Origin of the sequence: Vibrio sp. F13 (assembly GCF_020806305.2) — a bacterium.
Classification (GTDB): Bacteria; Pseudomonadota; Gammaproteobacteria; order Enterobacterales; family Vibrionaceae; genus Vibrio; species Vibrio crassostreae_C.
The window spans coordinates 667,712-684,010 of sequence record NZ_CP170176.1 but is presented as its reverse complement, the minus strand read 5'-3'; the positions used below and the strand labels follow the sequence as shown (position 1 = coordinate 684,010).

Here is a 16,299-nt window from a genome sequence, read left to right as displayed (position 1 = left end):
TAACCGTCATCATATTTATAAAACAAAAACACTCTAGGATAACAATTAAACAACAAGCCCATTTACATTTTGAAACCACATTAATAATGTGTTGAAAATTGCATGAGACAATCACACAGGAAGCGTGACATGACCCTAACCATCAAAAACCGCCTTTATATTCTCTCTTTTATTCCACTGCTACTGATGGCAATTGGGATGATGAGCGTGACGTATATGAAGAGCACCGAGCTAACCGCACAACAAGTAGAATCGACGCGTAGCAATATGATGGCGATGAAAGAAAAGGAACTTAAAGCGTATCTGCAAATGGCTCAATCTTCTATTAGCCCGTTCTTGGAAAGAGGTGCAACATTAGAAGAAGCCTTACCGACATTAAGAACTCTCGAATATGGCGAGTCTGGCTACATCTTTGGCTACGACTCTAAAGGCGTTCGAGTAGTTGTTGGGCAAAATAACGATGGCATTGGTAAAAACTACTACGACCTGCAAGACAAAAAAGGCAACTACCTGATTCGTGACTTGATCAAGAACTCAAAGCTTGGTGAGTTCACCACCTACTACTTTCCAAAACTTGGTCAATCAGAAGCTCTACCGAAACTGAGCTACTCGATATTCGTTCCCCAGTGGGACTTGATGCTAGGCACAGGTTTCTATACTGACGACATCGATGCTGTAATCGCAGAGATGAAAGAGAGCTCGAATGTCGCGTTACAAAGCTCATTGACGGCGATCGCTATATTCTGTGGTTTGATTGCCCTAGTAGTTGCTGCGTTTGCCGTTGCCGTCAACCGCACAATCATGCGACCACTCGAGCAGTTTGATCGTTCAATCAACGCATTCGCGAGTGGCGAAGCCGATTTAACCGCTCGAATGGAAACATTTAAAGCGCCTGAGTTCACTAAGCTCAGCGAGAACTTCAACGCCTTCGTGGCAAGCCTTCAAACCATCATTCGCAGCGTAAGCGATGTCGGTCAGCAAGTCGTAGCCGAGACATCTAGCATGTCTTCTCGCGCTGCGCAGGTCGACGAGATTGCCACTGGTCAGCGTGAAGAGACTGAACAAGTTGCAACGGCGATGACTGAAATGACCACAACGGCGCAAGAGATCTCGAGCAACGCTAGCCAAGCGGCGGATTCCGCTAAACTTGCAGAGGGCAATGCCAAAGAAGCGCAACAGATAGTAAACGCCGCTGCAGATTCGGTGGCAGGCCTAGCGAGCGAAGTATCAGAAGCCAACACTGTCGTGTCTCGTTTAGAAGGTGATGTGCAGAATATCTCCTCTTCGTTGGCGGTCATCCAAGACATTGCCGAGCAAACTAACCTACTCGCGTTGAATGCCGCGATTGAAGCTGCACGTGCAGGCGAACAAGGTCGTGGGTTTGCTGTGGTTGCCGATGAGGTTCGTAAACTGGCAAGCCGTACTCAAGAAAGCACTGGCGACATTCACAAGATGATTGAGCAACTTAAAGCTGCCTCAGATGCTGCTGTGAAAGCGATGGATTCAAGTCAAAACCGAAGTGCGCAAACCGTGGAAGAAGCGAATGCCGCAGCCAAAGCACTGGCGAAGATCCAAGCGTCGATTGATACCATCATGGACATGAACTCGCTTATTGCGACAGCCACTGAACAGCAAAATATTGTAGGACAAGAAATATCTCAACGCATCGTGGTGATTTCTGACCAAAGCTCACAATCGGCAGAACTCGCGAATCAAAACCGTACAGGTAGCCAAAACCTCAACAGTCGTGCAAATGAGCTGTATCACTTGGTGGATCGCTTCACCGTCTAATACATTTTCGGTCTAGTAAGCCGTAATCAAACGATAATTAATCCTAAAACACGCCGGGCTTCAGAATCTCTATTCTGAAGCCCGTTTTTATCGGTGGAGGTTTTAAGCCATACACTAATCCAATTGCTCAGAAAGGAAGTCCACCAGCAGGCGAACCTTTGAAGATAAGTTGCGGTTCTGAGGATAAAGCGCCCAGATCCCTTCTTTGTCATCTCGATAATCGGACAGCACCTCAACCAACTCACCAGAATCAAGGTCTTCACTCACATAGTATTCAGGCAACTGCACCAAGCCAATGCTCTGCTTAGCTGCGTCTAACAAGGCTAAACCACTGTTGCACTTAATGCGTCCGTTAACACGAACTGAGCGAGGGCGTCTATTTTCTTTGAAACGCCAATGTTCAAATCCACCGACTAAACATTGGTGATTATTTAATTCTGATAATGTATGCGGCTCGCCATAACGTTCAATATATTCAGGGCTTGCACATACATAAAGTTGGCGTTGAGACAGCCTCTTTGCCACAAGGCTTGAGTCTTCCAAGCGGCCAAGACGAATCGCAACATCAACACCCGAATCGATAAGATCGAGCTTTTGATTGGTCAGCATCAGATCAAGCTCTACTTGCGGGTGAAGCTTTAAGAATTGATGCAGTATTGGGGCGAGTTGGCGCTCACCATAAGTCACAGGCGCGGTGACTTTCAGTAAGCCTTTGGGTGTTGATTGCATCTGCGTGACCGCAAGCTCAGCAATTTCTAAACCTTCGACCAACAACTTACATTGTTGGTAATAGAGTTGCCCAGCCTCTGTAAGAGACACCTTTCGAGTCGTTCGATTGAGCAGTTTCACTGCGAGTCGTTCTTCGAGGTTTGCTACTCTACGACTGATTTGAGCCACCGACGTAGCGAGCTTCTGCGCCGCACCAGTAAAGCTTTCACGCTCTGCCACTGCAACAAACTCACTTACCCCTTCCCAATTGGCCATGCCTTTACCTTATGCTGAACTTTGGTTACCCATACAGTGTATTGAAGTTAGATATCAGTGTCACCTTGCTTGATATGCGCTGTGCATTAATCTTCGGCACCTATAGTCATTCCCTTACAGAACCATATTTTTGTCCTAACATTAACCTCATCCCCTATTGCTAGGGTGAGAATCTCTAAAACACTGGTACAACAAAGTAAGGTATCCCTTTGAAGAAGTTAATCATACTTGCATCAACTCTTGTACTCAGCACCACTGCGTTTGCAGCAACTAAAACAACAATTCAAGAAACAACGCTAAAATCTGACACATATGCTAGTGAAGTCGAAGCATACGATGCAGGCACCAACCTTATGGATGAGTTACGCGCAAAAACACCTTTTGAGCTTTCAAGAGAACTGCCACAGTTCCAACAGACAACCAAATACGATTCGTTCAAGATTGATGATGTAAATATGGAAGTGAAAAAGATCACTAACATGAACGGCGACATTCATTACCAAGCGAACGTAAAAGTTGACTACCGTTACACATACAAAGACGGTCTTAGCAGCTAACACTGAGTGATTGATCAGGTCTAAAAACTGATCACCTAGTCAAAAGACTGATCACCTAGTCAAAAAGAAAGCCCGCACTCATAGAGTGCGGGCTTTTTGTCGTTCACCGCTGATTAATGGGACTCAATACGAGCAACCATTATCAGCTCATATTCGTCTGTCTAATTTTGAAAATTACACTTCAAACTGAGACACAAGGCTATCTAGCGCTTCACACTGTTCAGCCAATGCCATACATGCATTTTCTGCGCTGCTTGCCATCTCAACCATTTGCATGGTGCTTTCAGCGATGCGTTGAACATTCTTATTCACTTCTTCAGACACTTGAGACTGTTGCGAAGCCGCCGTAGCAATTTGTGTGTTCATGTCATTCATCTTGCCAATTGAGTTACGAATCTCACTCAATGAAGATGCTGCAGTTCCTGCTTGAACAATGGTTTTCTCGCCACTCACTTTGCTTTCAGTCATCACACCAACCGCGTGTTTAGCACCCATTTCTAAGCGTTCAATCATTGATTGGATTTCGCCAGTGCTGTCTTGAGTTTTACTCGCAAGCGCTCGAACTTCATCAGCCACAACCGCAAAGCCACGGCCTTGTTCACCCGCTCGTGCCGCTTCAATAGCCGCATTCAAAGCAAGTAGGTTGGTTTGTTCTGCAATACCTTTGATCACGCCAAGGATTGAGGCGATGTTCTTCACGTCTGTATCTAGTTCTTGAACCACACCACCCGCGTTCTCGATATCTTGCGCAAGGCGTTCAATCGAAGTAACAGTTAAGCCAAGCGTAGTATCGGCCGATTCCACTTCATGGTTTGCAACTTTACTTGCGGTTGCCGCATCTAATGCGTTACCACTCACCACTTCACTGGTTGCTTGCATTTCATGAACTGCAGCCGCGACCACTTCACTTTCTCGCTGTTGATTAGACGAGAATTCAGCAACACTTTGCGTGAGTGATTTGATGTTTTCCATCTCGCCACGTACTGCGTTCGATGTGAGAATAACTTGCTCCACGGTGACATGGATCTTGCCAACAAACTGGTTGAAAGCAGAACTTAAACGAGCGATCTCATCATTACCTTCGACCTTCATACGTTGAGACAAGTTACCGTCGCCCGATGCGATCTCATTCATCGCTTTCTCTACGTTCTGGATTGGCTGAACGATAAAGCGATTCGATAACCACATAGCAAAAAGCGCGGCAAAAACAGCAACTGCCATACCCACTTCAATGATCAACTTGCTTGATTCAATAGAGTCATCGGCTTGCTGGCGAAGCTCTTTCTGTTTCAATTCGATCAGAGTTCGGATATCGCGCAATTGAGTACGAATGATCGCAAACTCTGCGTCAAGCGCTGGTGAGTAATCAATATTGTATTGGTCTGCGTTTGCCGGATCAGCGAACATTGGCTCGTGCAGTGCCACCCACTTGCTCATCGCGTTAACAAGCTTTGATAACTCGCCACGTGAAGATGGATCCAACACGCCCGCTTGATAACAAGGTTTCGACACTTTCAAAACGAGGAACCGCTTTGTAAGCGTTGTCTTTAAATTCAAATTTTTGGTACTCAATCGCCGCTTGGTCTTTCGAGAGTAATAGACCTTGAGCAGAAGCGATAACTTGATAAATGTCACGATACCCATCTTCCAAATTGTCTAACACGGGCTGAACCACATTATTGAGCTCATTATTAATCGCAGCTTGAGCATTTGATCTGATAACGTTGAGCACAGTAACGGTAGAAAAAACAATCACAATCACCAACAGCGGGATCGCGATTTTACTCTTAATCGAAAGATTATTGATATTCATTGGGATTAATAACCACACTTCAAATAGGGATGCGTGCGCAATATACAGCACACATATAAAATCCCGCTAAGCTTTTGTGAGCTTCATCTCATAGAAAACGATACCGTAAATTCGTGTGATGTTTTTTCAATCAAAGGTTAACTTTCGGCGACTAAAATACTCTCTGATTTAGACTTATTTGCTGCTGATACGCGCAAATACTGGAGAAGTGTTAGAAATAACACCATAATGTAGGGCTCTAAAATAAGTAGGTAAGAACATGAAAATTTGTGGTGTTGAAATCAAAGGTAACGATGCAGTCATCTGTCTTCTTTCTCTGTCAGACGGCGTATTTAACATTCCTGATTGCCGAGTTTCTAAGGTTGCGATTAGCGACGCAAACGACACACAGAATATGAAAGACTTTCAATTCTCTTTTGCAAAGTTAATGGAAGATTACCAAGTAGAAAAAGTTGTAATTCGCCAACGTCAGACTAAAGGCAAATTTGCTGGCGGTGGTTTCGGCTTCAAACTTGAAGCAGCAATTCAGCTAATCGACGGCCTAGATGTAACCGTTGTGTCTCCAGCTGAAATCAAAGAAAGCCTTAAGCGCAACCCTCTTATGATGAAGTTCAAAGAGACCGGCCTTAAGCAATACCAAGAAGCACCGTTTACAACGGCTTACGCTTGTTTGATGAAACGCTAATCAAAAGTCGCTAGCCAATATTTTATATAGAAAGAGCCTGAATATTCAGGCTCTTTTTTGTTTCTAGTCATCGATTTTTAGTAGGATGAGTTTGGTATACAAACTACCGCTCTAACACTGTTCGCCTACGAGCCTTAATTAACTCAGGCTTTTTCACCACCAAATAAACCGCCGCAGCAGACAAAGCAAAGCCCATCGCGCCATACATGTCGAACGACTCACCGAAAATAAGCCACGCTTGGATTGCTGTCGTCGGTGGCACCAAGTAAAAGACCGAAGCCACACTTGAAGATGCACCGTGCTCTACCATGTAAAGCAACAATAGGATGGCAACACAAGACAGAACGACCACCAGCCAAATTAGAGTCAACGTGAATTCTATCGTCCAGTTTACTTGCATAGTTTCGTAACGCATTGCGAACGGCAGAAACAACGCGGCAGAAGCCAAATATTGCACCATCGCACCGCCGACCATATCTGTCCCCTGACAGAAGCGCTTCTGATACAAAGTGCCGCAGGTAATACCCACCAAAGAAACCAAACACAATAACGTTGCCAAGCCTTTTTGGTCGTCTGACTGCCATTCAATATTGCCCATCAACACCAAACTAATACCCGCAAAACCAAGCGCTAACCCCAACCACTGTGCAAAATTAAAACGCTGCGAAGTACAGCTGATCATAATCAATGCGGTAAGAATCGGTTGTAAGCCAACAAGTAGAGAACTCAACCCGGCGGGCATACCTATATCAATCGCCAGATAGGTGCCACCAAGGTAGAAACCATGAATCAAGATGCCAACCACACTTGCGTGGAAGAATGCTCGACCACGAGGAATACGACGCTTAAGGATTGCAATCAAAACCAAGAACAGCGCCACGTTGGCTACCATCCTCAATGAAAGTAATGTTGCGGGTTCGGCATATTCAACACCAAGACGTGCGCCGACAAAACCTGACGACCACAATATTACAAACACAAACGGAATCATTTTAATCAGCATTACAAACCTCTGGTCAACTCTTCATCAATGCTGTTACCTTAGTTGGGTACAGATAACTAATAAAGATACAGATATAACACTTTAAATGGTTACAGATTGAGAGTGTACAACGAGGGAGAAACACGTGGAAGCAGAACTCAGCGGCAATAAATACCTTGCTACCGAACAACATATTAAGGCTCAGATCGATAAAGGACTTTTTCATCCAGACGATCGCCTTCCCTCGATCCGCCAGTTAAGCGAACAGCTTGGCGTAAGCAAAAATACCGTAATTCGAGCCTATCAAGAACTCGAAGCAACGGGTTGGGTTTACTCGGTACCTAAATCTGGCTATCGCGTAAAGACACCGAACACCACCTGCTGGGATACACCAAGCCAACCTCAAAAAGTGGACCTCTTATCTGTCACCAAATCGGTACTCTCTCGCCCGAAAGGCCGCCTGAAACTGTTGGCAGGTTCTGCGCACCCGAACATAAACAACCCTGCGATTCGTAGCTTGTATGCCGAGATTGGTCGCCACAGTCGATTACAAACTCAATTGCCTGGGTATTACCAATTACCTCCCGGCGACGAGCAATTAGTAAAGCAATTGTTAAAGATCACCCATGATCTAGGCGTACCTGCGGGATCCAAAGAGATTGCGATTACTCATGGTGCTCAACAGGCGATCAGTTTGGCACTACGTGCGCTCACCAAACCGGGTGACATCGTGGCAGTCGAGTCACCTTGTTACTTCGGTAATTTATTGTTGCTCGAATCACTTGGCTTGCAAGCTTTAGAAATCCCGAGCAGTGTTAGCCATGGCATTGACATTCCATCACTGCAGAGCGCGTTGGACAAATGGGAAGTAAAAACCTTACTGCTAACGCCAAACTTTACTAACCCAACCGGCTCAAGAATGCCATTGGCGAATCGAAAAGCATTACTGGAGATCACCGGATCTTTACCAATTATCGAAGACGATGTGTTCGGTAGCTTGGCGTTCGATACACCAATCGCTAGCCTCAAAGAGCTTGATGACCAAGATAGAGTCATCTACGTCAACTCACTGTCTAAAACCTTAGACTCACGCTTGCGAATCGGTTGGTTATTGTCGGGACGCTACCAACCTTTAGTCGAAAAGTACCTTTTATGCGACAACATGGGCAGCTCAAACCTGATGCAATCCGCGGTAGGGCAATTCCTCACTACCGGTAAATATCGCAGCCACTTATCCAAAATGAAACGGCTCTACCAAACCAACCAAAAGCAATTCCAAAGCCTGTTAATACAAGCACTAGATAGCCACCCACACCTTGTCGGGCAATACCACCTATCAAAACCGGAAGGCTCTTTTTTAAACTGGATAACACTGCCTGAATCGGTCGATAGCTACGCGGTCTATCAAGACTGTTTAAAGCATAAGTTGGGGATTTTACCCGGAACAGTATTTGGCACCAACGACCAATATAAACACTGCTTGCGCTTTACTGTTGCCAACATTGAAGAGAGCAAAGAGTGGAAAGAAGGGGTTGTGACACTAGCGAAAATAATCGCTAAGCACGTGCGTTAGGTTACCTTTCTAATTACCATTTAGACCAAAACAACAAAGCCCCATTCAACTGAGTGGGGCTTTCATCATTATAATATCTTGAGTTGCTTAAATACGATGGTTAGTTAAATACGATTACCCTTGCCAAGCGAACTGTTCAAAAACTTTGTCGACTGGCGTTTTAGCAACGTGGTTTACGTAATTACTGATCACTTTCTGAGACAGGCCAAGAATCACTTCTAGCACTTGTTGCTGACCGTAGCCCGCTTCGAAAAATGCTGCCATTTCACTTTCAGGCACATTGCCGCGGTTACGTACCATGCTCAGCGTAAAATCATGCAGGGCTTGCAGCTTTTCAGTGGGTAAAGCTGTGCGATTACGCAGTGCTTCGGTGATTGCAGGATCAACCTTCATTGAATGTGCAATGCCAGTGTGTGCAGGAACGCAGTAGTGGCATTCGTGTTCAACGTTGATGGTTTGCCAAACAACCGTTAGCTCTTCAGCATCGAAAGATGAGTCACTAAACGCCTGATGAAGCTGAGTGTAAGCCTTAAGTGTGTTTGGAGATTCAGCCAACACACCAAACAAGCCCGGCACTCTGCCCATCTGCTTTTTAGCGCCCTCAAGAATAGGTTGGCTTTGCTCTGGCGCGGATTCTACTGAGTGAATTTTGAAGTTGCTCATTGCTCTATCCCTATCAATTTTCGGTTCTAAAGTTATTCAATCACGGAGCAATTAATGAATGTTCTCCGTTGGTGTAAAAACAATATAGATCAAACAAGAACGATCGTTCAAGTGTTATTTTGAACAGTTGTTCAATTTATACATTGAAGCCAGAAGAATGTCTTCGTTCATAACAAGAAAGCCCAACAGGCAACACCTGATGGGCTTTCTCTTTTTCTCAATTTTTTTGCAAGCGGCTACCAATATTCTGCGTGGGCCAAGCCTTTAACACAGCTCGACTTGCCACTTGTTACTTTAATTTCACCACCAGTCAACGATTGAGCCAACCAACCGTGAGAGAAACTCAATTCAAAGGGCGCAGGGACTTGCTCAACGGTAATTTGCTCAAAGCCCACTTTTGAATAGTAGTTAGGATCACCGTACGTCACTGCAAGCTCAATACCCTGCTCTTTTAGGAGCTGCAAACCGGAGTTAATCAGGCGCTGACCAATACCACGCTTTTGCACCTGAGTGCTCGCCGCGACTGGCGAAAGCAAATATGCCTTGGTTTCATCGTCAAATGAAAGCGACGTAAAAATAATCGAGCCTACAATCGTACTATCCGCATCCGACTCACTAGAATCATCTTCAACAACAAAGCAAAATAGCTCTGTCGGAGCTGTGGTCGTTAAAAGATCGTTGGCAAGCTCACCCAAAGTTTTACCTTCGTTCTCACCTTCTGAATCCGTAAAGGTTTGAGTGAAAACTTGAGTGATCGTTTCGATTTCATTTGAATTATATTGCCTAAATTTCATGGTGTTACTCATTTACTTTAATTTCTTGAGCACAAAGAACTGATAATCAAAATCACGTTGTTCAGAACCTTTCGAAGGCTCTTGACCCAAACCGTTCTTTGATGTGCTGCTATCGAAAAATTGTTTAACTTCATTGTCGCAATCGACGAGCGCTTTTGAGTTCGGCATCGTTGCTTTAAGCGCTTCTATTCGCTTTTGAAAGGGCTGGTAATACGCAAGCCAACCAGCGTCACTCATTGCAAAGTGATCCAAAATTTCATAACCCGCTGCTTTTGCCTGTTTAATACGCTCGGAAACCGTCGTCATGTCCGGGTACTCTTTCTGCCAGAACGCTTTGCTCGATTCGTTAGGTTGTTCGGTATTCCACACCAAATCATTAACGACCAATATGCCGTCATCACTGAGTAAATTTCGCCACTGCTTTAGCGCCTTTTCAACACCCATGATGTAAGCGCTGCCTTCCGACCAAATTAGGTCAAACGACTTAGCTTCAAACGGCAGATCCATCATGCTCGCGCATACGGTTTTGACGTTGCTTTCTAAGCCAAGAACCCGTGCTTGCTGAGTCAGAACATCTAAACTCGGTTGATCATTATCTACCGCCGTTATTTGCACATCCACTTGATATTCTACTAAGGCTTTCGCTAACACAGAGGTGGCAATACCTTTACCACAACCGATCTCAAGCACACGTTTAGGAGAAACCGAAACGTGTACCAACGCCGCTAAAGTATCTTCCGCTGTTCCTGGCCCTAAACGCTGTAAACCCTCAAAGATCACCTCAAAATCCGCCATGTACTGGTCATGATCGTTCATGTCTTTTGAAAGCCATTTCAGTCGCAGTACTTGCTTCTCATCAAAGCCTTGCTTAATGAGCCAATCGAGATGCGCATCAGGCGCCACCTTGTCCATCGATTCATGCCAATCTTGCAAACCACTCTCGCCTAACAAGGCCGATAAAAGATCTCTCGAACGCTGTTTCTGAGCGATCTCTTCGTCCAATTGTTCGAGTCGGTTTTGTAACAAGGAGCGGTCAACCTTGGCATCCAAACACGCCTGACACTCTTTCAACGTCAGTCCACCCGCTTGTAACTGCTGCAACAATTTCACACGCTGCAAGTCGCGTTCGGAATAACTTCGATAACCATTATTGGTGCGTTGAGCTTCTATCAAACCCAACTTTCCATAGTACAAAAGCGTTGAACGGCTCAGGCCAACGAGCTCCGCTAATTCAGATATGCGATACATCCACTTCTCCCTCATTTCAGTAGTAAAGATAAACTATGAAGTTGTAGTCAGGTCAACAGAATTTTCGACACTTTTCTCGTTCTTTACCTATTTACCTTCAAATTGATAAAGCGATCTGAGCGTGTCTTTTACCCATAGAACGGTTAGTCATCGACATTGCCTGAACGGGATTCAGGAAAGGAGAAGTATTAAACTTGATGAATTGAAAACAATTAGCTCATAAACATACTTCTTTTTAACTGAATTTTGCCAATTTCTAAATCATTCAATAATGGACGAACGTTAACTAAACGATAAATAAACTCACCGAGTGAATACTTAAATCAACCACACATATACACCAGAAATTCCTGCTTAAATTTTTTAGAAAAATTCAAAATTTATTAGAAATTAACCCCTAACTTTACTGAGTATTTTGTTAGTCTTGGAAACAATTATTTACAATCCAAACAAAATTTAATTGGATCGCTTGAGGTTGTTTTTCTTGAATATGAAATTATTCGGCAGTTCTTTGATTCTGTCAGGAACTGCATTAGGGGCTGGCATGCTCGCTATTCCCATGGTGTTGGCCCAATTTGGCTTCATGATCAGCTCAGTGCTGATGCTACTTATCTTTATCGGCACCACATACTCTGCACTCCTCCTGGCAGAAGCATGCACTAAAACTAAAGACAACAGTGGCATGAGCAGTGTTGCTTACCTCACTCTGGGCAGCAAAGGTAAACACTTTATCAATGCACTCTTTTACCTGTTGCTAGTATGCATGTTGATCGCTTATATCTTGGGTGTCGGTGACATCATTCATAAGCTACTGCTCGACGTTGGTGTCGATGTATCAGCATCCGTTGCGTATACCATTTTCAGCCTATTGATGGGTGCTATCGTCGTCTCGGGCAAGTCTTATATCGACAAACTGAATCGCGGGCTATTCATCTTGATGGTCGTGATGCTGTTTATCGTTATCGCGTCATTATTTAGCAACATTCGCCTTGATTACCTAACTCAAACCAGCCAATACACGGCCAACGACGTGGTGCAATACAGCGCAGTTATCTTTACTAGCTTTGCCTCTATGGTGGTGATCCCGTCACTGGTTATCTACAACCGTGAAGCAACTCAAAAGCAGATCCGCAATATGATTCTGCTAGGCTCAGTGATTCCATTAATTTGCTACCTAACTTGGTTATTCGCGATTATCGGCAACCTTGGCACAGACGCGATAAGCCAGTTCCACAATATCTCTGAGTTGATCTCTGCGTTCAGCGGCCAATCTGCTTGGTTGAAAGTGGTGATCGCTCTGTTCTCTGCTCTGGCCTTGGTGACTTCTTTCCTCGGCGTGTCGATGGCGCTTTACGACCAAAACAAAGATGCGGTGACCAACAACAAAGCGTTGGCTTATGCGCTAACCTTCATCTTACCTTTGGTATTAGCTGAGCTGTTCGCTAGCCAGTTTGTAAGCATGCTGGACTATGCAGGCATGGTCCTGGTGTTCCTAGCTATCTGGGGCCCACTCGCAATGGTAGTTAAGGTTCGCAGACCTGACTTCCCTCACCTACAAACCGAAGGCAGCTACACAGCAGCCGGTGGCGACACGGCATTAATGGCGACATTTGGTTTTGGTGCGTTGATTTTCGTGTCTTGGTTTATGGGGTAGATCCCCATTGAATGGACTATCTGTTGCCATTTAGAAGACAGCAGATACAAATAGCCCGTTAGTCCTGCTATTAAAAGTAGAGACTAACGGGCATTTTACTTCTTATTGGAGTGCTTGCTAGTTAGCTCTTAAACGTACTCGCAATATCTTTCAATGAAGCTGCTAACTGAGCTTGTTCTTTGGCTGTTGCAGCTATTTGCGTTGCACCTGTCGTAGATTCTGTCGACTTCTGCTCTACTGCCATGACGTTTTGAGCAATATCTTGAGTCACTACCGCTTGCTCTTCGGTAGCGGTTGCGATCTGCTCAGTCATGCTAAAGATCTCGCTCACCGATGCTGAGATACCTTGTAAGGTGTGTTCCACCTCTTTTGAATCCTCAACCGCTTTAGACGACATCTTCTGACTGTTATCAATTACATTAAACGCGGTTTGCACATCAGACTGTAACGAGCTGATGAAACCTTCAATTTCAGCTGTCGACTGCTGAGTACGCTGTGCTAACGTGCGAACTTCATCAGCCACTACCGCAAATCCACGACCTTGCTCACCCGCTCTTGCCGCTTCAATTGCCGCGTTCAATGCTAACAAGTTAGTCTGTTCAGCGACGGACTTAATCACATCAATCACACTGTTGATGTTATTACTGCTCTCGTGTAAGTGCGTGATCTTTTCCGCTAGATCATTAATTTCAGATGCCAGTTTTTCGATAGAGTGGTAAGAGTTTTGAACCGTACTCAAACCTTCTTGAGACTGCTCATCGACCAGTTTAGCGGAACTTGCTGTCTGCTGAGTTTTAGCCGCCACCTCATTTACCGTTGCTGATAACTCTTCTGTCGCCGTCGCAACCAAGCCAATTTGGTCTTGTTGTTGCACTAGCGTGTTCGAATTGTAGTGACAGGTTTGTGAGGTTTCTTCAGCGGCTGAAGCTAAGGTCAGACTCGACTGAGACAGGTTGTCGATAACGTTTGAAAACTTCTCTAGCGTTTCGTTGAGTGCCGAAGAGATCTGTCCAAGCTCGCTGTTGCCAACGAACTTAGCGCGAACTGTTAAGTCGTTGTCATTACGAACCTTAGACAACATCACTGTAAGATCTTTTACTCTCATCGTCAGGTCGCTGATCGCCTTATAGCTCACGAAGGTCGCGAACAAGGTTATCAAAGCAAACAGACCAATACTCATCATCATCGCAGACTGCGCCTCTGACATTTTTTTCTCTGTCAGTGCGATAAGCGACTCTGCTAGGTGGTTTTCTGTTTTCTTTAGCTGAACAATACGAGCGGTAGATTGCGAGAACCAGTACACAGGATCAACATCAAAACCGCTCATCTTAGATTCAGCCAAACCACGAAGCTTTTCTACTTCTGCCACCGAACGATCATTCAATTGCTGTTCAAAGAAACGAACGTTAGCTGGGTTACTCAATACCTCAAAGTTTGAGAAATAGGTATTTTGCTCAGTCACCAAAGAGATGAATTTAACCAACATGCCTGGGCCAAATTCATTTTTAGAGAAGGTATTATTTAGGACAGCACGCTCGATACCCGCTCGCTCTTTACCTTGTAAAAAGTTGTAGTAAGCGATGGTTTCAGTGGTGATGGCAGCATCAGAGCTAAGCTCAGCAATTAACGCCGATACGCTCAGCAGCTTTGCATTAAGTTGGGTGTAGTAACCCAAAGCTTCAGACAGAGGAATCGATTGAGAATCCACTCGATTACGAATAGAAGTGATTTGATTTAGGCTTTGGCTTATTTCAGTGTTCAGCCGAGTGATCTGCGGTAAATCGATTTCAGCAGATTGCCAGTATTCGGTTTTCAGATTACGTCTATTATCTGCACTGGCTCTTTGTGCACGTAGTTCACTGACAAACTTAGTGCCCTGTGAGCCGATAAACCCAGCCGTCATTCCACGCTCTTTTTGTAACTCATGCACAAGTTCACTGTACACAACCGACAAACGGGTAAGTTGGTTTAATGAAGACAATTCACTGGTGGTTTCTACGCCTTTTGAAATCGCAGAAACGCTAAGCCATAGAAATCCCAAGATCGGTAAAATAAGCAAAGCGATGATTTTTTGCTTAAAAGACATATCGGTTAATTTCATTATCATTTCCCTAGCAGCTAACAAATCTTTTCAGTCATCTAACTCGCACACCCTTAATAAGATGCGCCTCAATTGTGACTGTATAATTATTCAACTTGATCAATGTGCATCAATTACCGTGCCACACAGATCGCGATGCGATGAAGGTAACATTTAACCTTACAAAATTCATTGATTTACCGATAAAACTGTTAGCTAAGCGACCTAACGATACCCAAAACACATGCGACAACATTTTATTGACGTAAGCGACTGAAATCTGACACACTTTAACTACCCAAAAGGTGTAGGCCTGCACCAATTATGTGCTCAGAGAAAACGATATATTCAGAACTAACTATAGATTCAACGCTCACCAGCGATTGATTCACAACTAATCAACTCCCTATTCTGCGCTGATTAACTGTCTATTCCTCGTTAACTAAATATGTATAATGCCGAATTATCAAAGTAGAGATTCGCAATAAATATGCGACAACAACTTAGAGATATTGTATGGATTGTCCCGCTTGCGAAGAACATATCGGTTGGGAATGGGTAGAAGAAGCGGCTATTGAACCCAATGAGGAATTCGATTGTCCAGAGTGCGAAGCAACATTGATGTACACCATCGATGAAGGCACCTACTACGGCGCTCAGCACAAGACCGTAGAAGTTATTGATGATTAAGATTATTTCCTGATGATCTGGATGTTTTATTAACTCTTTGATGTTCTAAGCCTGCGCAAAGCAGCTAAACACACCTTTACTAGAACGGGCGTTCAGCATAAAATATTGAACATATGTTCAGATTAATGAAGTAGATGTTATGGCTAAGACCGCTAAGTTCGATAGACAAGACGTAGTAGATAAAGCAACGAACCTGTATTGGGAAAAGGGCTTTCATGCGACTTCTATGCGCAACCTGCAAGACGTGATTGATATGCGTCCGGGCAGCATCTACGCGACGTTCGGCAGCAAAGAAGGTTTGTTTAAAGAGACGCTTGCTCGCTATACCGAACTTGGCATCCTGAATCTGAACCGCTTCCGCAGTGAAACCGAATCGCCTATCAAAGCGTTGGAAAACTTCGTAAAACGTGCGGTTGTCGAATCGAAACAGAGCGCACCAAACGGCATGTGTATGTTGGCTAAAACGGTCGCAGAACTGACTGATGAACACGCAGAACTGTTAGCAGAAGCGAAGAAGTCACTCAAGATAATGGAAGGTGAGTTCGCCAAGCTGATTTCAGAATCACAAGAATTGGGTGAGATCAGCAAAGAGCGCGATCCGACTCAACTTGCTCGTCATGTTCAGGTTCAAATCGCAGGCCTGCGTACTTACGCCAAAACCTGTGACGATATCGATTTGCTCAACTCAATGGTTGAAGACGTATTTAAGTACCACCCTTTTTAAGGGCTGAACTTATACATTAGAAAGCGATACAAAAAGACTCCACTTTCACCTTAACCGGCCT

At 44.5% G+C, this 16,299-nt stretch carries 13 protein-coding genes and 1 pseudogene; 7 read left to right on the top strand and 7 right to left on the bottom strand.

The window, feature by feature from the left end:
- The first annotated feature begins 129 nt into the window (after window positions 1–129).
- The gene (locus LMH68_RS17995; protein WP_102332211.1) at window positions 130–1,791 is read left to right on the top strand and encodes a methyl-accepting chemotaxis protein; all 1,662 of its coding nucleotides are present in this window, start codon (window positions 130–132) and stop codon (window positions 1,789–1,791) included.
- Between the two features lie 114 nt (window positions 1,792–1,905).
- Here the strand turns inward: LMH68_RS17995 and LMH68_RS17990 are convergent, their stop codons facing one another.
- The gene (locus LMH68_RS17990) at window positions 1,906–2,775 is read right to left on the bottom strand and encodes a LysR family transcriptional regulator (protein ID WP_229648210.1); all 870 of its coding nucleotides are present in this window, start codon (window positions 2,773–2,775) and stop codon (window positions 1,906–1,908) included.
- Window positions 2,776–2,984: 209 nt separating this feature from the next.
- Between LMH68_RS17990 and LMH68_RS17985 the strand changes: the two genes are divergently transcribed.
- Entirely contained in the window at window positions 2,985–3,332 is a 348-nt protein-coding gene (locus LMH68_RS17985; protein ID WP_229648209.1) for a DUF3316 domain-containing protein, read from the top strand.
- 174 nt (window positions 3,333–3,506) lie between these two features.
- On the opposite strand, the pseudogene LMH68_RS17980 reads toward LMH68_RS17985, so the two are convergent.
- Window positions 3,507–5,145, bottom strand: a pseudogene (locus LMH68_RS17980) (methyl-accepting chemotaxis protein).
- 259 nt (window positions 5,146–5,404) lie between these two features.
- Between LMH68_RS17980 and LMH68_RS17975 the strand changes: the two are divergent.
- On the top strand, window positions 5,405–5,830 hold the full coding sequence (locus LMH68_RS17975) for a DUF3010 family protein (protein WP_017061669.1): 426 nt from the start codon (window positions 5,405–5,407) through the stop codon (window positions 5,828–5,830).
- 103 nt (window positions 5,831–5,933) lie between these two features.
- Here LMH68_RS17975 and LMH68_RS17970 read toward each other — a convergent pair whose 3' ends face one another.
- Window positions 5,934–6,833 carry a DMT family transporter gene (locus LMH68_RS17970; protein WP_102429238.1) on the bottom strand — a complete coding sequence of 300 codons (900 nt, stop codon included), beginning with the start codon at window positions 6,831–6,833 and terminating at the stop codon, window positions 5,934–5,936.
- 124 nt (window positions 6,834–6,957) lie between these two features.
- On the opposite strand from LMH68_RS17970, the gene LMH68_RS17965 reads away from it, so the two are divergent.
- Window positions 6,958–8,385 (top strand): PLP-dependent aminotransferase family protein, encoded by a 1,428-nt coding sequence (locus LMH68_RS17965; protein WP_017064936.1) that lies wholly within the window; start codon window positions 6,958–6,960, stop codon window positions 8,383–8,385.
- Between the two features lie 114 nt (window positions 8,386–8,499).
- On the opposite strand, the gene LMH68_RS17960 is transcribed toward LMH68_RS17965, so the two are convergent.
- The 3 genes from LMH68_RS17960 to LMH68_RS17950 form a co-directional block, all read right to left on the bottom strand.
- Entirely contained in the window at window positions 8,500–9,048 is a 549-nt protein-coding gene (locus tag LMH68_RS17960) for a carboxymuconolactone decarboxylase family protein (protein WP_017061666.1), read from the bottom strand.
- A 236-nt stretch (window positions 9,049–9,284) separates the two neighbouring features.
- On the bottom strand, window positions 9,285–9,854 hold the full coding sequence (locus tag LMH68_RS17955; protein ID WP_102332217.1) for a GNAT family N-acetyltransferase: 570 nt from the start codon (window positions 9,852–9,854) through the stop codon (window positions 9,285–9,287).
- Window positions 9,855–11,090 (bottom strand): MerR family transcriptional regulator, encoded by a 1,236-nt coding sequence (locus tag LMH68_RS17950; RefSeq protein ID WP_102332218.1) that lies wholly within the window; start codon window positions 11,088–11,090, stop codon window positions 9,855–9,857.
- Window positions 11,091–11,580: 490 nt separating this feature from the next.
- On the opposite strand from LMH68_RS17950, the gene LMH68_RS17945 reads away from it, so the two are divergent.
- Entirely contained in the window at window positions 11,581–12,744 is a 1,164-nt protein-coding gene (locus tag LMH68_RS17945) for an amino acid permease (protein ID WP_017061663.1), read from the top strand.
- Between the two features lie 121 nt (window positions 12,745–12,865).
- On the opposite strand, the gene LMH68_RS17940 is transcribed toward LMH68_RS17945, so the two are convergent.
- A complete protein-coding gene (locus LMH68_RS17940; protein WP_229648208.1) occupies window positions 12,866–14,845 on the bottom strand; it encodes a methyl-accepting chemotaxis protein in 1,980 nt (659 codons plus the stop codon).
- Window positions 14,846–15,340: 495 nt separating this feature from the next.
- Here LMH68_RS17940 and LMH68_RS17935 point away from each other — a divergent pair, with 495 nt between their 5' ends.
- Both LMH68_RS17935 and LMH68_RS17930 read left to right on the top strand, forming a co-directional pair.
- Window positions 15,341–15,514 (top strand): hypothetical protein, encoded by a 174-nt coding sequence (locus LMH68_RS17935; protein ID WP_017061661.1) that lies wholly within the window; start codon window positions 15,341–15,343, stop codon window positions 15,512–15,514.
- A 139-nt stretch (window positions 15,515–15,653) separates the two neighbouring features.
- The gene (locus LMH68_RS17930) at window positions 15,654–16,238 is read left to right on the top strand and encodes a TetR/AcrR family transcriptional regulator (RefSeq protein ID WP_017061660.1); all 585 of its coding nucleotides are present in this window, start codon (window positions 15,654–15,656) and stop codon (window positions 16,236–16,238) included.
- Window positions 16,239–16,299 lie beyond the last annotated feature (61 nt).